This window comes from Streptomyces sp. NPDC048254, assembly GCF_043201895.1.
GTDB lineage: Bacteria > Actinomycetota > Actinomycetes > Streptomycetales > Streptomycetaceae > Streptomyces.
In genome coordinates this window covers 91915-115950 of record NZ_JBICZJ010000002.1, presented here as the reverse complement: position 1 = coordinate 115950, position 24036 = coordinate 91915, and the positions used below count along the sequence as shown (strand labels likewise).

The following is a 24036-nucleotide window of genomic DNA, read 5'->3' as shown; positions in this document are numbered from 1 at the left end:
GCTCACGCTCCGGTGGCGACGAGGAGGACGGCGACCGCCAGGACGACGGTGCCGGCGAGCAGCGCGCTCACATAGGTCTGGACGTTGCCGGTCTGGGCGCGGCGTACGGCGGCGCCGAGCAGGCGGGGTGCGGCGGCCGCGCCTCGGACGTAGGTGTCGACGACCTCGCGGTCGAGGAACTGGACGAGGCTCGCCGCGGCCAGGACCGGGCGGACGAACAGCACGTCGTACACGGCGTCCAGGTGGAAGCCTTCGGCGGCGTGCCGGCGCAGCGGGCCGAGCAGCAGCCGGGCGGGGTCCGCCGGGTCGGGTGCGTAGGCGACGTCGCCGAACGCGGGCTCGTGGGTGGCGATGGCCTCGGCCTCGACCAGTCCGGCGTCGCCCTCGGGGTGTGCGGCGACGGCGCCGATCGGGGCGCGGGCGGCCAGCGCCCTGGTGCGCTGCCAAGCGCCGTAGGTGACGAGTCCGCCGGCGAGCGCGAGGCCGGTGCCGAGGATCGAGGTGGTGAGGGTCGGGGTGAGGTCGCGGCCGTCGAACCAGCCGGGCAGCGACCGGTAGGCGAGCCCGCCGAAGGCGACGGACGGGACGGTCAGGACCCACAGCACGACGGTCATGGACAGCGGCTGCCGGCCGTGGTCCGGGACCTCGGTGCCCCGGCCCCGGAAGGCGAGCAGCCACAGCCGGGTCGCGTACGCGGCGGTGAGTACGGCGGTGACCAGACCGGCGACGAGGACGATCCAGCCGGCGCTGCCGGGGGCGTGCGCGGTGTGGCCGGTGGCGGTGTGCTCGGCGGCGCCCAGGACGGACTCCTTGGAGAAGAAGCCGCTGAAGGGCGGGATCGCGGCCAGCGCGAGTAGCGCCACGGTCATCGTCCAGTAGGCGTCGGGGACGCGTTCGCGCAGTCCGGAGGCGCGGGACATGACGGCCAGCGAGTTGGTGCCGGCGGCGTGGATGACCACGCCGGCCGCGAGGAACAGCAGCGCCTTGAAGGCACCGTGGGACAGGAGGTGGAAGACGGCGGCACCGCGGTCGCCGACGGCGAGGGCACCGGTCATGTAGCCGAGCTGGCCGATCGTCGAGCAGGCGAGGACGCGCTTGATGTCGTCCTGGGCGAGTGCGGCGAGGGCCGAACCGACCATCGTGACGGCACCCATGACGGCGAGGACGACCATCACGGCCGCACTGGCCTCGAAGACCGGAAGGAGACGGGCGACGAAGTAGACGCCGGCGGCGACCATCGTCGCGGCGTGGATCAGCGCGGAGACGGGGGTCGGGCCCGCCATGGCGTCGGGGAGCCAGGTGTGCAGCGGGAACTGCGCCGACTTGCCCGCCACACCGCACAGGAGCAGCAGCCCGACCAGGGCCGGGTGGTGCAGTCCGCCGTTCGCGACGGTGCCGAGGATCGTGGTGATGCGGAAGGAGCCGGCGTCGGTGGCGAGCGCGAACAGGCCGATCAGGAACGGCACGTCGCCGAGCTTGGTGACCAGGAAGGCCTTGATGGAGGCGGCGCGGGCCTCGGGGGTCTCCCAGTAGTGGCCGACCAGGAAGTAGGAGCAGATGCCCATGACTTCCCAGCCGACCAGCAGGACGATCAGGTCGCCGGAGTAGACGACCAGCAGCATCGCGGAGGTGAAGAGGGAGACGAGGGCGGCGTACGAGGGGTAGCGCGGGTCGTCGCGCAGGTAGCCCGTCGAGTAGATCTGCACACAGGTGGCGACGAAGGCGACCAGGACGGCGACGAGGGCGGCGAAGCCGTCGATGTGCAGGGCGAGTTCGATCGGGACCGAGCCGGTCGGGGTGAGCTGGGTGTGGGCGTCGACGGGCCGGCCGCCGCCCTGGTCCACGGCGACCGTGATGGCCAGCGCGAACGCGGCGAGGGTCGGCAGGACCGCGAGCGGGCGGACGAAGCCGGGGGCCGTGCGCCCCACGAGCAGGCCGGCCGCGGCGGCCAGGAAGGGCAGGAGGGGGACGAGGACGGCCAGGTTGGTCGTGGTCACGCGGTGGCCTCAGCCTTCTCGTCGGCCGTCCCGTCCGTGGGCGTGCCGTGCTCGTGGCCCTCGGCGGTGTCGCGGAGCCGGTCGATGGCGGAGGTGCCGCGGTTGCGGTAGACGGCGAGGACGATCGCCAGGCCGATGCCGATCTCGGCGGCGGCGATGGCGATGGTGAACAGGGTCAGCGCCTGACCGGAGTGCAGGGTGTCCCGGGCGGCCCTGCTCAGCCACACGTCGAAGGCGACGAGGTTGAGGTTGACGGCGTTGAGCATCAGCTCGACCGACATCAGGACCAGGATCGCGTTGCGGCGGGCGAGGACGCCGTACAGGCCGGTGCAGAAGAGGAGGGTGGAGAGGACGGCGGGATAGGCGAGGTGCATCAGCGGGCGCCTTCCTGCTCGGATTCCTGCTCGGTCTTTTCCTCGATCGGGTGAATCCCGGAATCCGTGACCGAGGGGGAACTCTGCGTGACGGCCCGGCCGTTCACAGGAGGCGGGGCCGAGTCCGCCTTCGCCTTCCGGGACAGGACGATGGCGCCGACCAGGGCCGCGAGGAGAAGGACGGAGAGGGCCTCGAAGGGCAGGACCCAGTTCTGGAAGAGGCTCTCTCCGGTGACCTTCGTCGAACCGGCGGCAGGGCCGTCCAGGTCGATCCAGGTGGCGCGGAAGGCGTCCACGACCACCCAGACCAGGGCGGCCGCGGCGGCCACGGCGACGGCCGACGCGGCCCAGCGGTTCCCGGAGTCGGCGTCCGGGGAGCGGCCGATCGGGGCCTTGGTGAGCATCAGCCCGAAGAGAAGGAGGACGACTACGGAGCCCACATAGATGAGGACCTGCACCCAGGCGATGAACTCGGCGGTGAGCAGCAGGTATTCGACGGCGAGACCGCCGAGGGTGACCACCAGCCACAGGGCGGCGTGCACCAGTTGGCGGGTGGTGACCGTGACGAGGGCGGCGCCGAAGGTGACCAGGCCGACGAGGAGAAAGGCGATCTCCACGCCGGTCGGGGACAGGAAGCCGTGCGGCGCCTGGGCGAGGGCGCTCATGACTCCCCCTCCTGCGGCTCGGCCTGGGCGGCCGCGAGCTTCTCGGCGGTCTTCCGGGCGGCGGCGATCTCCTTCGGTTCCTCCGCACCGGGGTCGAGGGCGGGCGGGGCCGGGACCGTCCACATCCACTCACGGAGCTTGTCCCGCTCGTGGGTGAGTTCGTGGATGTCGGTCTCGGCGTACTCGAACTCCGGGGACCAGAACAGGGCGTCGAAAGGACAGACCTCGATGCAGATGCCGCAGTACATGCACAGGGAGAAGTCGATGGCGAAGCGGTCCAGGACGTTGCGGCTGCGTTCGCGGCCGCCCGGGGTCGCCGCCGGGACGGTCTCCTTGTGGGAGTCGATGTAGATGCACCAGTCGGGGCACTCACGGGCGCAGAGCATGCAGACCGTGCAGTTCTCCTCGAACAGACCGATCACACCGCGGGTGCGGGGCGGGAGTTCGGGCAGGGCGTCCGGGTACTGCTCGGTGACCGTCTTCCGGGTCATCGTGCGCAGGGTGACGGCCAGGCCCTTGGCGAGGCCACTGCCGGGAATGGGGGCCACGGTTAGGAGATCACCACCTTGACGATGCCGGTGAGGGCGATCTGGGCGAGAGAAAGGGGGACGAGGAGGGTCCAGGAGAACTTCTGCAGCTGGTCCTCGCGCAGCCGGGGGTAGGTCACGCGGAGCCAGATCACGACGAAGGCGAGGAGCGCCGTCTTCAGAAGGGTCCACAGCCATCCGAGGCCGTGGGCTCCCCACGGCCCGTGCCAGCCGCCCAGGAAGAGGACGGTGGTCAGACCGCACAGGACGACGATCCCGGCGTACTCGGCGAGCAGGAAGAGGGCGAAGCGCAGGCCGGTGTACTCGGTGTACGCGCCGAAGATGATCTCCGTGTCGGCGACGGGCATGTCGAAGGGGGGCCGCTGGAGTTCCGCGAGGCCGGCGATGAAGAAGACCAGGCCTCCGGTGAGCTGCCAGGGCAGCCACCACCAGTGGAAGGCGCCGACGATGCCCGGCAGGGAGACCGTGCCGGCCGCCATCGCCACGGAGGCGGCGGCGAGCAGCATCGGGAGTTCGTAGGCGAGGAGCTGGGCGGCGGTACGCAGGCCGCCGAGGAGGGAGAACTTGTTCGCACTGGCCCAGCCGGCCATGAGCGAGCCGAGGACGCCGACGCCCATCACGGCCAGCACGAAGAACACACCCGCGTCCAGGATCTGGCCGACGGCACCCTCGCCGGGGCCGATCGGGATGGCGAGCAGCACGAGCAGATACGGGAGGAGGGCCACCGCGGGCGCCAGCTGGAAGATACGGCGGTCCGCGCCGGCCGGGACCACGTCCTCCTTCTGCGCGAACTTCACGCCGTCGGCGATCAGCTGGGCCCAGCCGTGGAAACCACCGGCGTACATCGGGCCGAGGCGGCCCTGCATATGGGCCATCACCTTGTGCTCGGTCTGACCGACGATCAAGGGGAAGGTGAGGAAGACGACGAACACGACGAGGAGTCGCAGGACGACGTCCAGAGCGTCGTTCACTACGGGCCTCCTGGGCGGTCTTCGCGGGGGGCGGGTTGTTCGGGGGTGGCGCTGTCCGGAGGCGGGACCGGGGCTTCGGGGCTGGGAGGAGCGTCGGGGGCGGGGGCGTCGGACACCGGGGCCGCAGGGGCGGGAGCGTCGGGGGCTGACGCGTCGGCGGAGTCAGGGGGTGAGGTTTCAGGTCCGGCGTCCTGGGAGGCCTCGGGGGCCTCCGGCGCGGCAGGGTCCGGCTCGGCCCTGGCCGGAGTGGTCGGCGCGGACGCGGCCGGCTCGGGCGGCGCCGACTCAGGCCCGGCCGACTCAGGCCCGGCCGACTCAGGCCCGGCCGACTCAGGCCCGGCCGACTCAGGCCCGGCCGACTCAGGTCCAGCTGACTCCGGCGCCGCCGACCCACGTCCAGCCTGCTCTGACCTCGTCGACTCCGACCCCGTCGGCTCCCCCGCCTCCGGCTTCTCGGTCTCGGGCCCAGCCCCGCGTGCCTCGGTCGGCTCGGTCGGCTCCGGCGGCTCCGTCGACGCAACCCGCCGCTCCTCGCCTCCTGATTCGTCGAAGGCCGGGCGGGCGTGGTGCCACGGGGCGTCGGCGCTGCGTGGGGTCGCGGGGCGTGCCGGGGTGGCCGGTTCTGCCGACGGTGCCGTCTGCTGTGCGCGCCGCGACGCGGAGCCGCCCGAGGCAGTACGTGCCCGGCGCGGCCCCCGGGGAGCGGCGGCCGTCGGCTCCTCCGCCGGAGCGGTCTCGTCTGCTGCGGATGCCGCCCGCTGCGAGGCGGAACCCTCACTCACGCTCCGCCCCCGGCGCGGACCCACCGACGGCTGTTCCCCAGAAACCGCCCGCTGGGAAGCGGAGCCCTCGGTCACGCTCCGCGCCCGGCGTGGGGTGGACGTCGGCTGTGCCTCGGCGGAGGCCGCCTCCACAGCCGGCGTCGCCTCCACCGCAGGCGTCGGCCCGGCCGGGTCCCCCGCCCCGGCCGTCTGGCTCGCCGAGCCCTCCGCTGCCGTGCGGGAGCGCCGTACCGGGCGTTCGCCGGGCGTACGGGTCGGGCGTTCGCCGGGCGGGCCGGCCAGGCGTTCGCCGGTGGGGCGTCCCGCTGCCGCACGGGCCGGGCGGGCGGGGACCGCGGGGAGCCGGCCCTTCAGGGGGCCCCATTCGTTGGGGTCGGGGACGCCCGGGGGGAGCATCTGGCGGCGCCTGGGGCCGCCGTGGTCGGACTCGCCGGGTTCCTTGGCGCCGGGCCAGGCCTTGGCGACGCGGGCGGCCAGGACGAAGTCCTTGCGGAGGGGGTGGCCCTCGAAGGTTTCCGGGAGGAGGAGATGGTCCAGGCCGGGGTGGCCGGGGAAGCGGACGCCGAACATCTCGTGGGTCTCGCGTTCGTGCCAGCGGGCGCCCGCGTAGACGCCGACGGCGGACGGGAGTTCGGGGGCGGAGTGCGGCACGGTCGTCCGCAGGAGCAGGCGGCGGACCGGGGCGAGGGCGACGACGTGGGCGGAGACGCGGAAGCCGGTGCCGGGTTCGTCGACCGCGCTCAGCCAGTCGAAGAAGGTGCAGTTCAGGGTCGTACGGGCGGTCTCCAGGGCGGCGAGCCAGGAGGCGGGAGGGACGTCGACCGTGAGGACCTCGTAGGACTCCTCGGCCGTGGCGTCCGGGCCGAAGAGTTCGTCCACGGGGGCGGGCAGCCAGCCGGTGGGGGCGGTCATCGCGCGTCCCCTTCGGCGGCGGGGGCCGGTGGCCGCACCAGGCCACTCTGGAGGGCAGCGGCGGACGGGCGGGGGGTGCCGTAGCGCTCGTCCAGGGACTCCGCCGCGATCTTCTCCTGGAGTTTGAGGATGCCCTGGAGGAGGGCCTCGGGGCGCGGCGGGCAGCCGGGGACGTAGACATCGACCGGGATGATCTGGTCGACGCCCTTGGTGACGGAGTAGGAGTCCCAGTACGGGCCGCCGCAGTTGCTGCACGCGCCGAAGGAGATGACGTACTTGGGCTCGGGCATCTGCTCGTACAGGCGCTTGACGGCCGGGGCCATCTTGTCGGTGACCGTGCCCGAGACCACCATCAGGTCGGCCTGGCGGGGCCCCGGCGCGAAAGGGATCACCCCGAGGCGGATGAAGTCGTGGCGGGCCATCGACGCGGCGATGAACTCGATCGCGCAGCAGGCGAGGCCGAAGTTGAAGACCCAGAGCGAGTATCGGCGGCCCCAGTTGAGGACGACCTTCATCGGCTCGGGGGCGAGACGGGCGAGCGCGCCCAACCGTTGCGGTTCCGGTAGCAGCACGGGCTCCGACGGCGTCACATCCGGCGTCACGTCCATGTCAGGACGCCCTTCTTGTATGCGTACAGCAGGCCGATGGCGAGGAAGCCGAGGAAGACGAACATCTCCACGAGCGTGGTGGCGCCATAGCCGGGGGCGGCGAAGACCGTCGCCCAGGGGAACAGGAAGATCGAGTCGACCGCGAAGATGACGTAGAGGAAGGCGTAGACGTAGTAGCGGACCTGAGTGTGTGCCCAGCCCTCGCCGACGGGGTCGACACCGCACTCGTAGGTCAGGAGCTTCTCGGGCGTGGGGACCACGGGGCGCAGCAGCCGGCCGGCTCCGAAGGCGGCGGCGACGAAGAGCACGCCGACGAGGGCCAGCAGTCCTACGACCGAGTAGGACGCGAAGTAGTCCGCGGCGACGACCACGGTCGGCTCACCGCTCACCGTCTCCCACATCGTCCGTCCCCTCACTCCCTCGACAGACAACGGGCCTTTCCCGGCCCCGCGTCGTGACTCAGTCAACTCTTGATTCGACGATCTGTACGCACGGGAGTCTAGGCCCTGATAAAGACACGGTAAGCAGCCCGTCACGCGGTGAGAGGTGACACCGGGGGCGACTGGTGGGGTTTTCCCCAGGGTGGCCCGGGCGGTGAACTCCATGGCATTGCGTCACGGCACACGGCACGCTGGCGCATATGACCGCACCAGCACCCCGTTCCCGCAGCCTGGCCGACGGCGGCGAAGACCGCGACCGGCTGCCGCCCGTCCGCTTCGCCTACGACGGTCACACCTGGAAGGAGATCGCGCACCTCCTGCTGAATCTGCCGGTATCGGTGTTCGGCTTCATCTATGTGTTCACGACGGTGTGGGTGAGCGGGGTGCTCACGATCACGGTGGTCGGCATCCCGCTGCTCGCCGCCACGCTGCTGGGCGCCCGGCAGCTGGGCAAGCTGGAGCGGGCACGCGCGCGTGCGCTGCTCGGGGTGCGGGTGGAGGAGCCGACTCCGCTGCCATGGACCAAGCGGGGTGGGGGCACTGGGCGGCTGTGGATGGCGCTGAAGGATCCGGTGGGCTGGCGGACGCTGCTGTACGACTTCATCCGGCTGCCCTGGGGCATCCTCACCTTCTGCACCGTGTTGACGTCGTTGTTCGTGCTGTGGCCGGTGCTGCCGTTCATCGCGCGCGGGCTGGCGAACGCGGACCGGGCGATGGTCCGCGGTCTGCTGTCACCCTCCGACGAGCTGGAGCGCCGGATCGCCGAACTGGAGTCGGACCGGGGGGTCGTGGTGGACACGGCCGCCGCCGACCTGCGGCGTATCGAACGGGATCTGCACGACGGCGCGCAGGCGCGCCTCGTCAACCTCGCCATGGGGCTCGGTCTGGCGAAGGAGAAGCTGCTGGAGGACCCCGACGGGGCCGCCGCGATGGTCGAGGAGGCGCACGGCGAGGTGAAGCTGGCCCTGCAGGAGCTCAGGGACCTCGCCCGGGGCATCCACCCGGCGGTACTGACCGACCGCGGGCTGGACGCGGCGCTGTCCTCGGTCGCCTCGCGCTGCACGGTACCGGTCCAGGTGACCGCCGACCTGCCGTCCAGACCGGCGCCCGCGATCGAGGGCATCGCCTATTTCACCGTCTCCGAGCTGCTGCAGAACATCAGCAAACACAGCGCGGCGCGCAGCGCGTCGGTCGACGTGTGGCGCACCGACGACCGGCTGCTGATCCAGGTGACGGACGACGGGCACGGCGGCGCGAGCCTGGACGGCGGCACCGGGATGCGCGGGCTCGCCGACCGGCTGGGCGCGGTGGACGGCCTGTTCGTCGTCGACTCGCCGGCCGGCGGTCCCACGACGGTCACCGCCGAGCTGCCCTGGCGTGACCGGGGGTAGGGAAAACCCCCCGTTCAAGATGCCGACGGCCTCCATGGTTCGTGGACCTGCGGCACAGCAGGGTGGAGGTACGACAGGGACAGGCCTGACGGGACGAGCTGGCACAGCTGGAACAGACAGCACAGGACGGACGGGACGGCACCGATGGCCACGGAGTACGGGCACGGGCACGGATACGGACAGGACGACGGGTACGGATACGGGTACGGCCATGGGCAGCGCCACGGGTACGGCTACGACCCGTCCGGTGAACGTCGGCATCGGGTGCCGGCCGTGCTGCGGGCGCCGTTCGAGGCGCGCAGCTGGCGTGAGTTCGCCTATGTGCTGGTGGGCCTTCCGATCGGCGTCGCGCTGTTCGTGTGGACCGTGACGATGGTGTCCCTCGGCGTCGGTCTGCTGGTGACCTTCATCGGGATCCCCCTGCTGGCCGTGGCCCTCGCCGGCTGCCGGGGTTTCGGGGCGCTGGAGCGGGCGCGGGCGCGCGGGCTGCTGCGCCTGGAGGTGGCCGACCCGGAACCGTTGCGGATGCGCAAGCCCGGGATGATGGCGTGGATCGGCGCGGTGCTGAAGAGCGGCACGTCCTGGCGCCATCTGCTGTACGCGGTCCTCCAGTTCCCCTGGTCGATGTTCTCCTTCGTCGTCGCGCTCGACTTCTGGGCGTACGGCTGGGCCCTGCTGACGTATCCGCTGTGGTTCTGGGTCTTCCCGATGTACGCCGGGCAGGGCGGTCTTCAGCTGTACGGCGACGCGCATCACAGCGTCTACCTCGACAACCCGTTCGAGATCACCGTGACCGCGCTGGTGGGGCTGTTGTTCACGCTGGCCACGCCGTGGATCGTACGGGCGCTGACGCTGGTGGACCGGCTGATGGTGCACGGGCTGCTCGGGCCCTCGAAGCTGGCGTCGCGGGTGGTGGAGCTGGAGTCCGACCGGGGGGTGGTCGTCGACACGGCCGCGGCCGACCTGCGGCGCATCGAGCGGGACCTGCACGACGGGGCACAGGCCCGGCTGGTGGCGCTGGCCATGGATCTGGGGCTGGCGAAGGAGAAACTGCGGGAGGATCCGCAGGTCGCGGCGCGGATGGTGGACGAGGCGCACGGTGAGGTGAAGACCGCGCTGCAGGAGCTCAGGGACCTGGCCCGGGGGATCCATCCCGCGGTGCTCACCGACCGGGGACTGGACGCGGCGCTGTCGGCGGTGGCCTCACGGTGCACGGTGCCGGTGCGGGTGGAGGTCGACCTGGCGGAGCGGCCGGCGGCGGCGATCGAGGGGATCGCGTACTTCACGGTGTCCGAGCTGCTGCAGAACATCAGCAAGCATGCGCGGGCGAGTGCGGCGGCGGTGGATGTGTGGCGGAGCGAGGACCGGTTGATGTTGCAGGTCGTGGACGACGGGGTGGGGGGTGCGGACACGGCCAAGGGGTCGGGGCTGGCGGGGCTGGCCGAGCGACTGGACGCGGTCGACGGGATCGTGCTGGTGGACTCGCCGGTGGGCGGGCCCACACGGGTGACGGCGGAACTGCCCTGGCGGGGCTGAGGCCTCGGATCTCCGCCCCCGCCGCCCCTTACCCGTTCCCTCACCAGGGGGCTCGGCCCCCTTCCACCCCCGGCACCCGGGGCTGCCGCCCCAGCCCCCGCGGCGGGCTGAATTGGCTCGTCTGCTCTCATGACCGCGCCGCGCTCCGATGCGAATGCTGGAATGCTGGTCTTTCGGACAGGGCAGGCATGTACGCCGGACGGGGTGTGGGGGGCCGGGAGATCGTGGAGGACAGAGTGCGGGTGGTCATCGCCGAGGATTCCGTGCTGCTCAGAGAGGGGCTGACCCGGCTGTTGACCGACCGCGGACATGATGTTGTCGCGGGTGTCGGCGACGCGGAGGCGCTGGTCAAGACCATCGCCGATCTCGACGCGCAGGGTGCGCTGCCGGACGTGGTGGTGGCGGACGTACGGATGCCGCCGACGCACACCGACGAGGGTGTGCGCGCAGCCGTACGGCTGCGGAAGGCTCATCCGCAGCTCGGGGTGCTGGTGCTGTCGCAGTACGTGGAGGAGCGCTACGCCACCGAACTGCTGGCCGGTTCCAGCAGGGGCGTGGGCTATCTGCTCAAAGACCGGGTCGCCGAGGTCCGGGAGTTCGTGGACGCGGTCGTTCGGGTCGCCGAGGGCGGTACCGCGCTCGACCCCGAGGTGGTCGCGCAGCTGCTCGGGCGCAGCCGTAAGCAGGATGTGCTGGCCGGACTGACCCCGCGCGAGCGGGAGGTGCTGGGGCTGATGGCCGAGGGGCGGACGAACTCGGCGATCGCCCGGCAGCTGGTCGTGAGCGACGGAGCCGTCGAGAAGCACGTCAGCAACATCTTCCTCAAGCTGGGTCTCTCCCAGAGCGACGGGGACCACCGACGGGTTCTGGCCGTTCTGACCTATCTGAACTCCTGACGGGCCGACACCGTGTCGGAGCCGGAAGGCAGCCGGGGGGAGAGAAAATCATGACAAGTCAGGGCGACAGGTCGTCTCAAAACGCCGTCCATCATGTGAGCGGGCACGGGAAGGCGACCCTAACCGACGTAGGGTTGATTGCGGGATGGTCCGTGGGACGACCCCGCCCGGACAGCCGCCTCGAAGGAGGTCCAGTTCAGTGACCAGCCAGGTCAGCAGGACAACGGAACAGGCCGACGGAACCGTCGTGGGAGAACAGCGCAGGCCGGGCGGTGTGAAGGCCGTCCGGCGCCTCGATCGGGTGATCATCCGGTTCGCGGGGGACTCGGGTGACGGTATGCAGCTCACCGGTGACCGGTTCACGTCGGAGACCGCGTCCTTCGGTAACGATCTCTCGACCCTCCCCAACTTCCCCGCCGAGATCCGCGCCCCGGCAGGCACCCTGCCCGGGGTCTCCTCATTCCAGTTGCACTTCGCCGACCACGACATCCTCACCCCCGGGGACGCGCCGAACGTGCTGGTCGCGATGAACCCGGCCGCGCTGAAAGCCAACATCGGGGACCTGCCGCGCGGCGCGGAGATCATCGTCAACACGGACGAGTTCACCAAACGGGCGATGCAGAAGGTCGGCTACGACGCCTCCCCACTGGAGGACGGCTCACTGGACGGCTACAGCCTCCATCCGGTGCCGCTGACCACCCTGACGGTGGAAGCCCTCAAAGAATTCGACCTCACCCGCAAAGAGGCCGAGCGCAGCAAGAACATGTTCGCGCTCGGCCTCTTGTCATGGATGTACCACCGGCCCACCGAGGGCACGGAAAGATTCCTCAAGGAGAAGTTCGCCCGCAAGCCCGAGGTCATGAACGCCAACCTGGCGGCCTTCCGCGCGGGCTGGAACTTCGGGGAGACGACCGAGGACTTCGCGGTCTCCTACGAGATCGCCCCGGCGACCACCGCGTTCCCGGTGGGCACCTACCGCAACATCTCCGGGAACCTGGCCCTGGCCTACGGCCTGGTCGCCGCGTCCCGCCAGGCCGACCTGCCGCTCTTCCTCGGCTCGTACCCGATCACCCCGGCCTCCGACATCCTCCACGAACTGTCCAAGCACAAGAACTTCGGTGTGCGGACCTTCCAGGCCGAGGACGAGATCGCCGGGATCGGCGCGGCACTGGGCGCGGCCTTCGGCGGCTCGCTCGCCGTCACCACCACCTCCGGCCCGGGTGTGGCGCTGAAGGCGGAGACGGTGGGGCTCGCGGTGTCGCTGGAGCTGCCGCTGCTGGTGGTGGACATCCAGCGTGGCGGGCCGTCCACCGGGTTGCCGACCAAGACCGAGCAGGCCGACCTGCTCCAGGCGATGTACGGCCGCAACGGCGAGGCCCCCGTCCCGGTGATCGCTCCGCGGACCCCGGCCGACTGCTTCGACGCGGCGCTGGAGGCGGCCCGGATCGCGCTGACGTACAGAACCCCGGTGATGCTTCTGTCCGACGGCTACCTGGCCAACGGCAGCGAGCCCTGGCGCATCCCGGAGCTCACGGAACTCCCCGACCTGCGCGTCCAGTTCGCCCAGGGACCGAACCACACCCTCGACGACGGCACCGAGGTCTTCTGGCCGTACAAACGCGACCCGCAGACACTCGCCCGCCCGTGGGCGATCCCGGGCACGCCCGGTCTCGAACACCGTATCGGCGGCATCGAGAAGCAGGACGGCACGGGCAACATCTCCTACGACCCCGCCAACCACGACTTCATGGTCCGCACCCGGCAGGCCAAGATCGACGGCATCGACGTACCTGACATCGAGGTCGACGACCCGGACGGCGCGCGCACCCTGGTCCTGGGCTGGGGCTCGACCTACGGGCCGATCACGGCCGCGGTACGGCGGCTGCGCCGGGCCGGCGAGGCGATCGCACAGGCGCACCTGCGCCACCTCAACCCCTTCCCGCGCAACCTGGGCGCGGTCCTGGGGGGTTACGACAAGGTAGTGATCCCCGAGATGAACCTCGGCCAGCTCGCCACCCTCATCCGGGCGAAGTACCTCGTGGACGCGCATTCGTACAACCAGGTCAACGGCATGCCGTTCAAGGCCGAGCAGCTCGCCGAGGCGCTCAAGGAGGCCATCCATGACTGACACCGCCGACGGACTGCTCCAGCTCGTCCCCAAGGCCGCGGCCAAGCAGTCCATGAAGGACTTCAAGTCCGACCAGGAGGTGCGCTGGTGCCCGGGCTGCGGTGACTACGCGATCCTGGCCGCCGTGCAGGGGTTCATGCCGGAACTCGGGCTGGCGAAGGAGAACATCGTCTTCGTCTCCGGCATCGGCTGCTCCTCCCGCTTCCCGTACTACATGAACACCTACGGGATGCACTCCATCCACGGCCGCGCCCCCGCCATCGCCACCGGGCTCGCCACCTCCCGCCGGGACCTGAGCGTCTGGGTCGTCACCGGGGACGGCGACGCCCTCTCCATCGGCGGCAACCACCTCATCCACGCCCTGCGCCGCAACGTCAACCTGAAGATCCTCCTCTTCAACAACCGCATCTACGGGTTGACGAAAGGCCAGTACTCACCGACTTCCGAAGTCGGGAAAATCACCAAGTCGACACCGATGGGCTCATTGGACGCCCCCTTCAACCCGGTGTCCCTGGCGATCGGCGCCGAGGCCTCCTTCGTGGCCCGCACCATCGACTCCGACCGCAAGCACCTCACCGACGTGCTGCGCCAGGCCGCCGCCCACCCCGGCACGGCCCTGATCGAGATCTACCAGAACTGCAACATCTTCAACGACGGCGCCTTCGACACCCTCAAGGACAAGCAGTCCGCCGAGGAAGCGCTGATCCGCCTGGAGCACGGACAGCCCATCCGCTTCGGCACCGACGGCGCGCGCGGAGTCGTACGCGACCGGCGAACCGGCGACCTGACGGTGGTCGACGTGACCCCGGACAACGAGTCCGAGATCCTCGTCCACGACGCCCACTCCCCCTCCCCCACCACGGCCTTCGCGCTCTCCCGGCTGGCCGACCAGGACACCCTGCACCACACGCCCATCGGCGTGCTGAGATCGGTGGAACGGCCCGTCTACGACGTCCAGATGTCCGAGCAGCTGGACACGGCGGTGGAGCAGCACGGCAAGGGCGACCTGGGGGCGCTGCTGGCCGGCGGGGACACCTGGACGGTCGTCGGCTGACCGTCACCGAGCAGTGAGCGCGAACCGGGCCCGGACACTGCGTCCGGGCCCGGTTCGCGTTCAGGCGCGCTTCGCCTCGTCGTACGCCTCCCGGGCCCGGGTCACGTCCGCCATCCGCCGCTCGGTCCACAGCGCCAGGTCCCGCACCTGCCGGGCCGCCTCGCGGCCGAGGTCGGTGAGGGAGTAGTCGACCCGGGGCGGGATGACGGGCTTGGCGTCCCGGTGGACCAGGCCGTCCCGTTCCAGGGTCTGGAGGGTCTGGGTGAGCATCTTCTCGCTGACCCGGCCGATGGCGCGGCGCAGTTCGCTGAAGCGGTGGGGGCGGTCGAGGAGCTCGATCAGGACCAGCACGCCCCAGCGGCTGGTGACGTGCTCCAGGACCAGGCGGTACGGGCACATCACCTCACCGACGACGTACTTGTCGGTCCTCCCGGCGGGCGCGTCGGGGCGGTTCTCGACTTCAGGGGTACTTACGGCCATGGCAGTACCTTACTTCAAAGTGGGTACTTTCTTTCAGTTAGCGCACCTCCTAGGGTTAGTGACATCGGAACCCCACAAGGAGATCGCAGACCATGAGCATCGTTGTCACCGGAGCCACCGGACACCTCGGCCGTCACGTCGTGACGCAGCTGCTGGAGAAGGTCCCGGCCGAGCAGATCACCGCCGTCGTCCGCGACAAGGCCAAGGCCGCCGACTTCGCCGCCCGGGGCGTCAACCTCGCCGTCGCCGACTACAACTCCCCCGAGACCTTCGACGGCCTCTTCGCCGCCGGCGACAAGGTCCTGCTGATCTCGGGCAACGAGTTCGACAAGGGCCGCCCGCAGCAGCACAAGGTCGTCATCGACGCGGCCAAGGCGGCCGGCGTGGCCCTGCTCGCGTACACCAGCGCCCCGGGCAGCCTGACGGCCTCGCTGGTGGACGACCACCGCGCCACCGAGGAGCTGCTGCTCGCCTCCGGCCTGCCCTACACCCTGCTGCGCAACGGCTGGTACCACGAGAACTACACCGAGAACCTCGCCCCGGTCCTGGAGCACAACGCCGTCGTCGCGGCCGCCGGTGAGGGCCGGGTCTCCTCGGCCTCCCGCGCGGACTACGCGGCCGCCGCCGTCGCCGTACTGACCGGTGAGGGCCACGAGAACCAGACGTACGAGCTGGGCGGCGACGTCGCCTGGAGCTTCGACGAGTACGCGGCCGAGATCGCGCGGCAGACCGGCAAGGAGATCGTCTACAACTCCGTGCCCGGCGAGGTGCTCCAGACCATCCTCACCGGCGCCGGCCTGCCGGAGGCGTTCGCCACCATCCTGGTCGGCGTCGACGCGTCGATCACCAAGGGCGAACTGGTCGTCGACTCCGGCGACCTCTCCCGCCTGGCCGGCCGCCCGACCTCCCCGATCTCCGAGGCCGTCGCGGACGCACTGAAGTAGGCCCGAGCCAGGCAGGCCCAAGAGGGCTGCGTGGTGCCCGGTATGGCCCACCCCCGTCTGTCATGACCGTATGGCGATACGGCCATGACAGACGGGGGTGCTCGGCGCTACCTTCGTCCCGGTGTGCTGGAGCTGGGCGTAAGGAGGGCCGGTGGCCGAGATATCGAGGGGTGAGCGGCGGAAAGGACTGGTGAACGGCTTCGCGGCCTACGGGATGTGGGGCCTGGTCCCCCTCTTCTGGCCGTTGCTGAAGCCCGCCGGGGCCCTGGAGATACTGGCCCACCGGATGGTGTGGTCCCTGGCCTTCGTCGCCGTCGCGCTGGCCTTCGTACGACGCTGGGCCTGGGCCGGTGAGCTGCTGCGGCAGCCGCGCCGACTGGCACTGGTGACGGTCGCCGCCGCCGTGATCACCGTCAACTGGGGTGTCTACATCTGGGCCGTGAACTCCGGGCACGTCGTCGAAGCCTCACTCGGCTACTTCATCAACCCTCTGGTGACCATCGCCATGGGCGTGCTGCTGCTGAAGGAACGGCTGCGGCCCGCCCAGTGGACGGCGGTGGGCGTCGGCTTCGCCGCCGTGGTCGTGCTGACCGTGGGTTACGGGCAGCCGCCGTGGATCTCACTCGTCCTCGCCTTCTCCTTCGCGACCTACGGACTCGTCAAGAAGAAGGTCAACCTCGGCGGCGTGGAGTCACTCGCGGCGGAGACGGCGATCCAGTTCCTGCCCGCGCTCGGCTATCTGCTGTGGCTGGCCGGCCACGGCGAGTCCAGCTTCGTCAACGACGGTGCCGGGCACGCCGCCCTGCTGGCCTCCACCGGCATCGTCACCGCACTCCCGCTGGTCTGCTTCGGCGCCGCCGCGATCCGCGTCCCGCTCTCCACGCTCGGTCTGCTGCAGTACCTGGCGCCGGTCTTCCAGTTCCTGCTCGGCATCCTCTACTTCCACGAGGCGATGCCCGCCGAGCGCTGGGCCGGCTTCGCCCTGGTCTGGGTCGCCCTCGCCCTGCTCACCTGGGACGCGCTGCGCACCGCCCACCGGTCCGCGCGGGCGCTCGCGGCGGCGGCCGCGGCCCGGCCGGTGACGGTGGCCGCGGAGACTCCCAGAAGTCAGGTGTGAGTCCGACGGCCGTCGGCTATAAGTGGGCGGCATGACGCAGACGCCCGCACCCCTGCACTGGAAACTCGTCATCGACGCCCGCGACCCGCACGCCCAGGCCGACTTCTGGGCCGCCGCACTGCACTATGCGGTCGAGGACAACAGCGCGTTGGTCGAACGCCTGCTGGAGCTGGGCGCGCTGCCCGGCGCGGCGACCGTGGAGCACCACGGCCGTGCCGCCTTCCGTGACCTGATCGCCGTACGGCATCCGGACGACCCGTTCGACCAGGAGCGCGGGACCGGGCTGGGGCGGCGGCTGCTGTTCCAGCGGGTGCCGGAAGGAAAGTCCGGCAAGAACCGGCTCCACATGGACCTGCACGCCGAGGCGGGCAAGCGGGCGGACGAGGTGGCGCGGCTCGAAGGGCTGGGCGCGACGGTGGTACGGCATGTGTCCGAGCCGGCCGGGGAGTGGACGGTGATGGCCGACCCGGAGGGAAACGAGTTCTGCGTGCAGTGACTGACCGACTGGCCGGCCAGCTGGCCGGCTGTTCGACCGACTGGCTGACGCTCAGGCCTTCTCGGCCGCGCGGCGGGCGCGGTCGGTGAGGCGGGCCATCCGGGCGCGGGCGGACTCCAGTTCCTCCGGGTCGTCGGCGGCCGGGCCGCCCTCGGTGGTGAGCTGCGCCCACAGGTCGATCAGGTCGCGGCCGAGGCGCAGCCCGTGCTCCGGGTCGCGCACCGCGCGCCAGGCGGTGGCCGCGCTCCGCACGTTCCCGTACGCCCCCTCGCCGTCCCGGGCCTGCCGGTGCTGCCGGGCCAGGTCGAGGGAGAGGTGGAAGGCGCGCAGCGGGTCGCCCGCCAGGTAGGCGATGTAGGCAGTCAGCTCGCGCAGGTGCAGCACCTCGGTGTGACCGTCGCCGAGGGTCGCGGAGGCCTCGGCGACGGTGCGCTCCGCGAGCTCGGCCGCCACTTCGATACGTCCCGCCCGGACGGCCTCGTTGATCCGCGACACCGGCTCGGTGAGCAGCGCGGCCCCCTCCGCGGTCACGGTCACGGGCTCGTCCCCGAGCACCTCCTCGGCGACGGCGTCGAAACCGCGGGCCGGGGTGTGCCTGGGGTCGGGGTCGAAGACACCGGTGGACTCGGGTTCCACGAGAGGCTCGATGAGGGGCTCGATGCGGGGCTCGATGCGGGGTTCGGCACGAGGATCGGTCCTGGGCGCCGCCGGCTGGGGCCCGGTGACGGGCTGAGCGGGTACGACGGCGGGGGCTGGGGTTCCGTCCATGACGGGCGGCGGGCCGAACACCCCGGTCGGCGGCTGGACCGTGCCCGGCGCCGGCGGTGCCACGACCGGCGGTTCGGGGACCGCCCGTAGGGGGAACGCGGGGGCCGCTTCCGTAGCCGCCACTTCCATAACCGCCGCCTCCGCGCCCGGGGCCGGCGTGCCCGCGCCCGGCGGTTCGTCGACGGAGTGCAGGAGATGCGTCGGCCGGTCCCGGCGGGGCTGCTGTGCCGATTCCTGGGGGACGGGCGCGTCCGGCGTACCGGGCACGGCCATCCGTACCGGGTCGCCGGTGAAACTGCTGGAGCCGTCCAGGTTCACCTGGAGGCGGACGACATAGCCGATGCGGCTGTCGTGAACGGTGGCGAGGACGGGACGGCCGGTGGCGTGGGCAACGCGCTGGAGGTGGTTGAGGACCGCCTGCTGGGGCTCCTCCCCGGGCGCGGGGAACAGCGGTACACCGTCCACGGTCGCGGCGCCGCCCGTCACGCGGACCTCGACCGGCTGCGCCGCCCGGTCGGTCTGCTGAGCTTCCCGCTTCGTCTCGCGGCTGAGTCGGGACATCGGCCCTCATTCCCCCGGCGTCACCGTCCGGTCGTACCCGTGCGTACGGTCAAGTCTGGCCGCTCCCCTCGGCCCACGCGTCACCGCGACGTCACAGCCTCGCATCAGGAAGGGGGCCATCCGGTGTCCCGGCGCCCGGGCGCCCCGGTATCCGGCGCGACGGCGACCCCTGGCCAACTTGAATGCGCACGCATAAGATGCAAACACAGTTATTCATCGCGCGCCGCTCACCTGGGGGATCTCGTGACTCGCCGTTTCCTGTTCGTGCTGGGCAGTTCCCGTCCCGACGGCAACACCGAACTGCTGGCACGCCGAGCCGCCGAACAGCTGCCCGAGGACGTCGAACAGCGGTGGATCAGCCTGGCCGACCATCCGCTGCCGGACTTCGTGGATCGGCGACGCGACGCCGACCATGTGCGGGCGCCCTCCGACACCAACACCGGGCTGCTGCTCGACGCCACGCTCGCCGCGACCGACATCGTGATCGTCTCGCCGGTGTACTGGTACTCGGTGTCCGGCCTCACCAAGCGCTACCTGGACTACTGGTCGGGCTGGCTGCGCACCCCCGGTACCGACTTCAAGGCGACCCTGGCAGGGCGCACCCTGTGGGGGGTGGCCGTGCTGGCGGACCACGAGCCGTCCGTCGCCGATCCGTACGCCGGCCTGCTCCACAACTCGGCCGCCTACATGGGCATGCGCTTCGGCGGGGTACTGCTCGGCAACGGCAGCGCGCGAGGGGATGTCCTCAAGGACACCGAGGCGCTGGCGCGGGCCAAGGAGTTCTTCGCCGGGGAGGCGCCCCTGGCCCGCTTCTCTGCGGGCGAGGCTGCTCCCGCCGTTACGCCGTGATGTCCTTCGTCGTGAACCGGGCCCAGGCCGCGGACCCGAACACCGCCACGTACAGGGCCTGCAGCTCCAGGTTTCTGATCAGGTCGTCCCAGTAGACGGGGTCGCGCACCAGGTCGGCAAAGGACAGCCAGTAGTGGGAGAAGAAGTACGGCTGGAGCGCGTGCAGCTGGGGTATCTGGTCGAGGATCTGGACGGTGATCAGCAGACCGACGGTGGTCGCCATCGCCGCGATGCCGCTGCTGGTCAGCGTGGACACGAACAGGCCCAGCGCCGCTATGCCGGTCAGGGAGGCCGCCACCACCAAGGCGATCAGCAGGGCCCGGCCGAGGCCCTCGGTGAACGAGATCCGGGTGCCGGAGATGGTGGTCAGGTCGCCGAGCGGGAAGAGGATCGCGCCGACGGCGAGGGCGGAGGCGGCCACCACCAGGGTGGCCAGCAGACAGAAGGCCATCGTCGTCGCGTACTTGGTGAGCAGCAGCCGGGTGCGGCCCGCCGGGGCGACCAGCAGATAGCGCAGGGTGCCCGCGCTGGCCTCGCCGGCGATCGCGTCCCCGGCCACCACCCCGACGGCCATCGGAAGGAAGAACGGGAGGGTTGCGGCCAGTGCCGTGAACACCAGGAACATTCCGTTGTTGGTGATCTGTGCGATGAACGCGGGGCCGCCGCCCCCGCCACCGCCACCGCCGACCTGGCCGTCGCCCCCCGTCTCGATCTTGACGGCGACTCCGACCAGGACCGGCACCGCCGCCAGTACGCCGAGCAGCGCGAGGGTGCGCCAGCGCCGCAGGGTGACAGCCAGCTCGCTGCGGAGCAGGCCGAGGGTCCACAGCGGGTTCGACCGTACGGCCGTTCGTTCCACGACCGCCACGTCAGCCTGCGACATCGAAGCCCTCCCCGGTCAGCGCCACGAACGCGTCCTCCAGCGAGGCCCGTTCGAGTGTGAAGCCGCGTACGCGCACGCCCGCCGCGACGAGCGCCGCGTTGACCTCGGCGAGGTCTCGCTCGGGCGGCTCGCCGGTGACCCGGTCCTCGGCGGTGACGACATCCGGGACGCCCTGTTCCTTGAGCACCCGGGCCGCTTCGCCGGTGTCCGGAGTGGTCACCACGAGCCGGCCGCGGGCCCCGGCCGCCAGGTCGGCCACCGCGCCCTGGGTGATCAGCCGGCCCTGCGCCATCACGGCGGCGTGGGTGCAGACCTGCTCGATCTCGTCGAGGAGGTGGGAGGAGAGAAAGACGGTCGTGCCGTCCCCGGCCAGCTCCCGCACCAGGGAACGGATCTCCCGCATGCCCTGCGGGTCGAGGCCGTTGGTCGGCTCGTCCAGGACCAGCAGCTTGCGGGGCTGGAGCAGTGCGGCGGCCAGCCCCAGGCGCTGTTTCATGCCCAGGGAGTAGGCCTTCGCCTTCTTCGCGGCCGCGGCCGTCAGGCCCACCCGGTCCAGCGCGGTCTCGACGCGGGTGCGCCGGGTACGGGGGTCGGCGGTCGGGTCGGCGGCGTCGTACCGCAGCAGATTGTCACGGCCGGAGAGGAAGCCGTACAGCGCCGGGCCCTCGATGAGGGCGCCGACCTGGGGCAGTACGGTGCGGGAGGCGCGTGGCATCGGGCGGCCCAGGACGCGGGCCGTGCCCGAGGTGGGTGTGATCAGGCCCATCAGCATGCGGATGGTGGTGGTCTTGCCGGAGCCGTTCGGACCGAGGAAGCCGAAGACGCTGCCCGCCGGGACGGTCAGGTCGAGACCGTCCACGGCGAGCTGTCCGCCGCGGTAGCGCTTGGTGAGGCCGCGGGTGTCGATGACGCTCGCGGGTGCCGGGCCGTGTTGACCCAGGCCGTCCTGGCCCTGGTCGTCCTGGCCCTGGTCCTGGTCCTCCGACTCCGGCTCCGTGGCGGACGGTTGGTCCATCGGCTCCCTCGATTCGTCGTGCGGCCCAGGCTACCGGGGTACCCGTCCCGCCCTTGCTACCCCGCGTTCGCCGCCTTCACCAGCGCCGCCTTGTCCACCGCGCCGACGTAGACCTTGCCGTTGTCCGTGATCAGGGCGTTGATCAGCCGGGTGGAGAAGACCGTGCCCTTGCCGAACTTGCCGGAGACCGGGTCGCCGAGCGAGCCGAGGAAGCCGCCGAGGTCACCGCCGGAGGCGGAGTCGGTGGGCAGCCCGCCCTTGCTGCCGCCGTCCAGGACGGCTATGGAGTTCCAGCCCTTGCCGAGGACGTCGAAGCCGTTCTTGCCGAGCTCCTCGGGAGTGTCCTTGCCGGGCGACTTCGTGATCTTGTCGCCCTTGTCGGCCCGGTTCACCTTGTCGAGGCTGTCGCCCTCGGTGACCTTGGCGCCCTTGGGCGGGGTGAAGTCGAAGGTCGAGGCGGCCGGCTTGGCGAAGCTGACCTGGGTGTAGCCGGCGTCGATCACGGCCGCGCCGCCGCTCGACGGGGTGAGCGTGAACTTCAGCGGGGTACCGGTCTTGGCGTCCACCGCGATGCTGATCGCGCCGACCGTCGTACCGGACTGCTTGGGCTTGATGACGAGCCGGTAGGCGTCGCGGCCGGCCACCTGGGCGGTGCCGTCGACCTTCACCGACGTGGTGTCGTCGACCGACTTGAGGACCTCGTCGGCGAAGTCCTTGGGCGTGGCCGGGGCTTCGTGCTGCTCGGCCTTGCCGGAGTCGGCGGCGGTGGAGTGGTAGACCTCGTTGGACTTGCTGTCGTAGCCCCACACGTCCTTGCCGTTGTGGATGAGGCTGTACTCGGCGCCGCTCTCCAGCAGCGACACCTTCTGCTTCTCGGGGCCGTCGGCGGCCACGCGCAGCGTGTGCGTGCCGGAGGCCAGCTCGGTGAGCTTGGTCGACGGGTCGGCGGACGAGCCGTCGCCGCCCTGGGCCGCGCCGGACATCAGGCCGCTCTCCAGACCGCCGAGGTCGGGCAGGCCGAGGTCGGTGCTGATCTTCACCGTGCCGGACAGCTGCTGCACGTCCGACTTGGCGATCTTGTTGATGAGTTCCTGAGCGGTGATCTTCGGCAGGTTGGGGTCGCCGGAGTCGGCGAGCGCCGGAACCAGCCCGATCGTGGCCGCGGCCACCCCCATGACCGCGACCGGGACGACGTATCGCGCGGCCTTGCGCCGCCGCTCGGCGCGCAGCTCGTCGTCGGCCTGCGCGGCCCCCGTGCTGTCCTCGGTTTCGTACGGTGCCATGTGTGCCTTACCTCCGTCGTCGGCGGCGGCTGTGCTCGCACGTGTTCCCACCCTGAGCCGCCATTCTCACCCGAATCGGTGAGCGGTGGTGATTTCCGTGGTTTCCATCTCACCAAATCGGGGCGTCTGAAGCGTCAGACCCGGGAGCCAACTCCGCGTACGCCTGCGGTATGACACAAGGGTGGAGGCACCTCCCCCGACCCGTAGGGGTCGTGCGGCGAAGGCGCCTCCTGTCACTTGCTGTCACGTGGCCTGTTCACTCAGTGTTGCCGCACGAACACGTAGTCGGCCCGGTAGGGGACGCCGACGACGACGCCCGGGGTGCAGGAGCCGGCCGGGGCGACGCCGCCGACGGTGTTCAGGCGCAGGATCTCGCCGGTGTGGGCGAGCAGGCCGTGCTTCTTGCCCGACCGGGTGGTCCTGAGGTCCAGCTCGGGGATGTTGCCGTCGCCGTTCGGCGTCTTGGTCAGGACGGTTCCGGTGACCGCGCTGCCGTCGGGGGCGACCCACTGCGGGGTGCCGGAGCCGGGTGCGACGAAGGAGTGCCGGATGCCGGCGCCGAGCTTGGCGCTGACGTCACGCTGGGCGAAGGCGTAGCCGCCGCCGTCGGCCGCCTTGCACTCGTAGATCTGCTTGCCGGTGATGACGGAGGCCTGGAGGCCGCCGCCCCTGAGGTCGGTGACGGTGGTGACGGCGTGCAGCTGGCCGCGGACCGCCCCGCCCGGGAACTCGGCGGTGTGCAGGTTGGCGTAGAAGGCGCCGGGGTCGGTGGTGAGCTGTTTGAGCAGGGCCTTGTCGGTGACCTTGACGCTGCCGGTGACACTGTGGCCCTTGGCCTTCTTCAGCAGCTTCCCGAAGCCGATCTTCACCCCGCCGTTGGTGCCCTTGGCGCCCTGGTGGATGTGCAGGTCGGTCGGCCTGCCGGTGCCGCGCCAGGTCACGGCGACGGTCACCTTGTCCCCCTTGACCTGGATGAACTCCAGCGCCACGCCGTCCTTGTCCCCGACGGCGGGCCCACCGGCGACGGGCACCTCGCTGGCGCCGCGCAGACTGGCGACGAGGACGACGGAGCGGGCGGAGCCGGTGGAGTTGTGACTGATGGAGCCGAGCCGGGCCGAGCTGTGGCTGGTGACGGCGGATGCCGGGACGGCGGCACCGCCGAGAGCGGTCACGGTGACGGCTGCGGCGACGAGGCTCTTGCGGCGCGTTGCATTGATGACCATGATTCCGTTTTCTCCCCCTGTGTCAGCCGACGCCCCCTGCGTCAGCTTCTGGGGAGGAGTACGGAACGGATCCTAGATTGGACTCAGTCCAGCCATGTGACGTGCGCCACAAGGA

23 protein-coding genes are annotated in these 24036 nt (G+C 71.1%); 9 read left to right on the top strand and 14 right to left on the bottom strand.

Annotated features, from left to right (window positions below; all coding sequences use genetic code 11):
• Positions 1 to 2: 2 nt before the first annotated feature.
• Genes ACGFZQ_RS05690 through ACGFZQ_RS05655 form a run of 8 tightly spaced genes read right to left on the bottom strand, consistent with a single transcriptional unit; the run spans position 3 to position 7258 of the window.
• Positions 3 to 1997: an NADH-quinone oxidoreductase subunit L gene (locus ACGFZQ_RS05690; RefSeq protein ID WP_393839331.1), complete on the bottom strand. Its 1995-nt coding sequence runs from the start codon at positions 1995 to 1997 to the stop codon at positions 3 to 5.
• Positions 1994 to 2371, bottom strand: coding sequence for an NADH-quinone oxidoreductase subunit NuoK (nuoK, locus tag ACGFZQ_RS05685; protein ID WP_393839330.1), 378 nt, complete (start codon positions 2369 to 2371; stop codon positions 1994 to 1996). Before nuoK ends, ACGFZQ_RS05690 begins: the two co-directional genes overlap by 4 nt.
• The gene (locus tag ACGFZQ_RS05680) at positions 2371 to 3036 is read right to left on the bottom strand and encodes an NADH-quinone oxidoreductase subunit J (protein WP_351748088.1); all 666 of its coding nucleotides are present in this window, start codon (positions 3034 to 3036) and stop codon (positions 2371 to 2373) included. Before ACGFZQ_RS05680 ends, nuoK begins: the two co-directional genes overlap by 1 nt.
• A complete protein-coding gene (locus ACGFZQ_RS05675; protein ID WP_393839329.1) occupies positions 3033 to 3584 on the bottom strand; it encodes a NuoI/complex I 23 kDa subunit family protein in 552 nt (183 codons plus the stop codon). Before ACGFZQ_RS05675 ends, ACGFZQ_RS05680 begins: the two co-directional genes overlap by 4 nt.
• A 2-nt stretch (positions 3585 to 3586) precedes the next feature.
• A complete protein-coding gene (locus ACGFZQ_RS05670) occupies positions 3587 to 4555 on the bottom strand; it encodes an NADH-quinone oxidoreductase subunit H (protein WP_393839328.1) in 969 nt (322 codons plus the stop codon).
• Positions 4555 to 6249, bottom strand: a complete 1695-nt coding sequence (locus ACGFZQ_RS05665) for an NADH-quinone oxidoreductase subunit C (protein ID WP_393839327.1) — start codon at positions 6247 to 6249, stop codon at positions 4555 to 4557. The genes ACGFZQ_RS05670 and ACGFZQ_RS05665 overlap by 1 nt, the downstream gene beginning before the upstream one ends.
• Positions 6246 to 6857 carry an NADH-quinone oxidoreductase subunit B gene (locus ACGFZQ_RS05660; protein WP_393839326.1) on the bottom strand — a complete coding sequence of 204 codons (612 nt, stop codon included), beginning with the start codon at positions 6855 to 6857 and terminating at the stop codon, positions 6246 to 6248. The genes ACGFZQ_RS05665 and ACGFZQ_RS05660 overlap by 4 nt, the downstream gene beginning before the upstream one ends.
• Positions 6848 to 7258: an NADH-quinone oxidoreductase subunit A gene (locus tag ACGFZQ_RS05655; protein WP_351693885.1), complete on the bottom strand. Its 411-nt coding sequence runs from the start codon at positions 7256 to 7258 to the stop codon at positions 6848 to 6850. Before ACGFZQ_RS05655 ends, ACGFZQ_RS05660 begins: the two co-directional genes overlap by 10 nt.
• Before the next feature lie 239 nt (positions 7259 to 7497).
• On the opposite strand from ACGFZQ_RS05655, the gene ACGFZQ_RS05650 reads away from it, so the two are divergent.
• From ACGFZQ_RS05650 to ACGFZQ_RS05630, 5 genes are all read left to right on the top strand, one after another.
• The gene (locus ACGFZQ_RS05650; RefSeq protein ID WP_393839325.1) at positions 7498 to 8688 is read left to right on the top strand and encodes a sensor histidine kinase; all 1191 of its coding nucleotides are present in this window, start codon (positions 7498 to 7500) and stop codon (positions 8686 to 8688) included.
• A 144-nt stretch (positions 8689 to 8832) separates the two neighbouring features.
• Positions 8833 to 10224: a sensor histidine kinase gene (locus ACGFZQ_RS05645; protein WP_393839324.1), complete on the top strand. Its 1392-nt coding sequence runs from the start codon at positions 8833 to 8835 to the stop codon at positions 10222 to 10224.
• A 188-nt stretch (positions 10225 to 10412) separates the two neighbouring features.
• Positions 10413 to 11120, top strand: a complete 708-nt coding sequence (locus ACGFZQ_RS05640) for a response regulator transcription factor (protein WP_351748098.1) — start codon at positions 10413 to 10415, stop codon at positions 11118 to 11120.
• A gap of 199 nt (positions 11121 to 11319) precedes the next feature.
• Positions 11320 to 13248, top strand: coding sequence for a 2-oxoacid:acceptor oxidoreductase subunit alpha (locus tag ACGFZQ_RS05635; protein ID WP_393839323.1), 1929 nt, complete (start codon positions 11320 to 11322; stop codon positions 13246 to 13248).
• Positions 13241 to 14302 carry a 2-oxoacid:ferredoxin oxidoreductase subunit beta gene (locus ACGFZQ_RS05630; RefSeq protein WP_393839322.1) on the top strand — a complete coding sequence of 354 codons (1062 nt, stop codon included), beginning with the start codon at positions 13241 to 13243 and terminating at the stop codon, positions 14300 to 14302. The genes ACGFZQ_RS05635 and ACGFZQ_RS05630 overlap by 8 nt, the downstream gene beginning before the upstream one ends.
• 60 nt (positions 14303 to 14362) lie before the next feature.
• On the opposite strand, the gene ACGFZQ_RS05625 is transcribed toward ACGFZQ_RS05630, so the two are convergent.
• Positions 14363 to 14782: a winged helix-turn-helix transcriptional regulator gene (locus ACGFZQ_RS05625; protein WP_393839321.1), complete on the bottom strand. Its 420-nt coding sequence runs from the start codon at positions 14780 to 14782 to the stop codon at positions 14363 to 14365.
• 92 nt (positions 14783 to 14874) lie between these two features.
• Between ACGFZQ_RS05625 and ACGFZQ_RS05620 the strand changes: the two genes are divergently transcribed.
• The 3 genes from ACGFZQ_RS05620 to ACGFZQ_RS05610 all read left to right on the top strand — a co-directional run bounded on the left by ACGFZQ_RS05620 (position 14875) and on the right by ACGFZQ_RS05610 (position 17339).
• Positions 14875 to 15726, top strand: a complete 852-nt coding sequence (locus ACGFZQ_RS05620) for an SDR family oxidoreductase (protein ID WP_393839320.1) — start codon at positions 14875 to 14877, stop codon at positions 15724 to 15726.
• A gap of 151 nt (positions 15727 to 15877) precedes the next feature.
• Positions 15878 to 16843 (top strand): EamA family transporter RarD, encoded by a 966-nt coding sequence (gene rarD, locus ACGFZQ_RS05615; protein ID WP_393839319.1) that lies wholly within the window; start codon positions 15878 to 15880, stop codon positions 16841 to 16843.
• 31 nt (positions 16844 to 16874) lie between these two features.
• Positions 16875 to 17339 carry a VOC family protein gene (locus ACGFZQ_RS05610; RefSeq protein WP_393839318.1) on the top strand — a complete coding sequence of 155 codons (465 nt, stop codon included), beginning with the start codon at positions 16875 to 16877 and terminating at the stop codon, positions 17337 to 17339.
• 51 nt (positions 17340 to 17390) lie between these two features.
• Here the strand turns inward: ACGFZQ_RS05610 and ACGFZQ_RS05605 are convergent, their stop codons facing one another.
• A complete protein-coding gene (locus ACGFZQ_RS05605; protein ID WP_393839317.1) occupies positions 17391 to 18668 on the bottom strand; it encodes a tetratricopeptide repeat protein in 1278 nt (425 codons plus the stop codon).
• Positions 18669 to 18911: 243 nt separating this feature from the next.
• On the opposite strand from ACGFZQ_RS05605, the gene ACGFZQ_RS05600 reads away from it, so the two are divergent.
• The gene (locus ACGFZQ_RS05600; RefSeq protein ID WP_393839316.1) at positions 18912 to 19517 is read left to right on the top strand and encodes a flavodoxin family protein; all 606 of its coding nucleotides are present in this window, start codon (positions 18912 to 18914) and stop codon (positions 19515 to 19517) included.
• Here the strand turns inward: ACGFZQ_RS05600 and ACGFZQ_RS05595 are convergent.
• From ACGFZQ_RS05595 to ACGFZQ_RS05580, 4 genes are all read right to left on the bottom strand, one after another.
• Positions 19507 to 20400: an ABC transporter permease gene (locus ACGFZQ_RS05595; protein ID WP_393839315.1), complete on the bottom strand. Its 894-nt coding sequence runs from the start codon at positions 20398 to 20400 to the stop codon at positions 19507 to 19509. The genes ACGFZQ_RS05600 and ACGFZQ_RS05595 overlap by 11 nt on opposite strands.
• Positions 20387 to 21415, bottom strand: coding sequence for an ABC transporter ATP-binding protein (locus ACGFZQ_RS05590; protein ID WP_393839314.1), 1029 nt, complete (start codon positions 21413 to 21415; stop codon positions 20387 to 20389). Before ACGFZQ_RS05590 ends, ACGFZQ_RS05595 begins: the two co-directional genes overlap by 14 nt.
• A gap of 56 nt (positions 21416 to 21471) precedes the next feature.
• Positions 21472 to 22698 (bottom strand): outer membrane lipoprotein carrier protein LolA, encoded by a 1227-nt coding sequence (locus tag ACGFZQ_RS05585; RefSeq protein WP_393839313.1) that lies wholly within the window; start codon positions 22696 to 22698, stop codon positions 21472 to 21474.
• 260 nt (positions 22699 to 22958) lie between these two features.
• The gene (locus tag ACGFZQ_RS05580; protein WP_393839312.1) at positions 22959 to 23921 is read right to left on the bottom strand and encodes a CHRD domain-containing protein; all 963 of its coding nucleotides are present in this window, start codon (positions 23919 to 23921) and stop codon (positions 22959 to 22961) included.
• Between the last annotated feature and the right edge of the window lie 115 nt (positions 23922 to 24036).

Bases quoted from the DNA above. Each gene is read 5' to 3' on its own strand.
- nuoK (WP_393839330.1), bottom strand. From the start codon at position 2,371: ATGCACCTCGCCTATCCCGCCGTCCTCTCCACCCTCCTCTTCTGCACC.
- ACGFZQ_RS05680 (WP_351748088.1), bottom strand. From the start codon at position 3,036: ATGAGCGCCCTCGCCCAGGCGCCGCACGGCTTCCTGTCCCCGACCGGC.
- ACGFZQ_RS05665 (WP_393839327.1), bottom strand. From the start codon at position 6,249: ATGACCGCCCCCACCGGCTGGCTGCCCGCCCCCGTGGACGAACTCTTC.
- ACGFZQ_RS05660 (WP_393839326.1), bottom strand. From the start codon at position 6,857: ATGGACGTGACGCCGGATGTGACGCCGTCGGAGCCCGTGCTGCTACCG.
- ACGFZQ_RS05655 (WP_351693885.1), bottom strand. From the start codon at position 7,258: ATGTGGGAGACGGTGAGCGGTGAGCCGACCGTGGTCGTCGCCGCGGAC.
- ACGFZQ_RS05650 (WP_393839325.1), top strand. From the start codon at position 7,498: ATGACCGCACCAGCACCCCGTTCCCGCAGCCTGGCCGACGGCGGCGAA.
- ACGFZQ_RS05645 (WP_393839324.1), top strand. From the start codon at position 8,833: ATGGCCACGGAGTACGGGCACGGGCACGGATACGGACAGGACGACGGG.
- ACGFZQ_RS05640 (WP_351748098.1), top strand. From the start codon at position 10,413: ATGTACGCCGGACGGGGTGTGGGGGGCCGGGAGATCGTGGAGGACAGA.
- ACGFZQ_RS05630 (WP_393839322.1), top strand. From the start codon at position 13,241: ATGACTGACACCGCCGACGGACTGCTCCAGCTCGTCCCCAAGGCCGCG.
- ACGFZQ_RS05625 (WP_393839321.1), bottom strand. From the start codon at position 14,782: ATGGCCGTAAGTACCCCTGAAGTCGAGAACCGCCCCGACGCGCCCGCC.
- ACGFZQ_RS05620 (WP_393839320.1), top strand. From the start codon at position 14,875: ATGAGCATCGTTGTCACCGGAGCCACCGGACACCTCGGCCGTCACGTC.
- ACGFZQ_RS05610 (WP_393839318.1), top strand. From the start codon at position 16,875: ATGACGCAGACGCCCGCACCCCTGCACTGGAAACTCGTCATCGACGCC.
- ACGFZQ_RS05605 (WP_393839317.1), bottom strand. From the start codon at position 18,668: ATGTCCCGACTCAGCCGCGAGACGAAGCGGGAAGCTCAGCAGACCGAC.
- ACGFZQ_RS05595 (WP_393839315.1), bottom strand. From the start codon at position 20,400: ATGTCGCAGGCTGACGTGGCGGTCGTGGAACGAACGGCCGTACGGTCG.
- ACGFZQ_RS05590 (WP_393839314.1), bottom strand. From the start codon at position 21,415: ATGGACCAACCGTCCGCCACGGAGCCGGAGTCGGAGGACCAGGACCAG.
- ACGFZQ_RS05585 (WP_393839313.1), bottom strand. From the start codon at position 22,698: ATGGCACCGTACGAAACCGAGGACAGCACGGGGGCCGCGCAGGCCGAC.
- ACGFZQ_RS05580 (WP_393839312.1), bottom strand. From the start codon at position 23,921: ATGGTCATCAATGCAACGCGCCGCAAGAGCCTCGTCGCCGCAGCCGTC.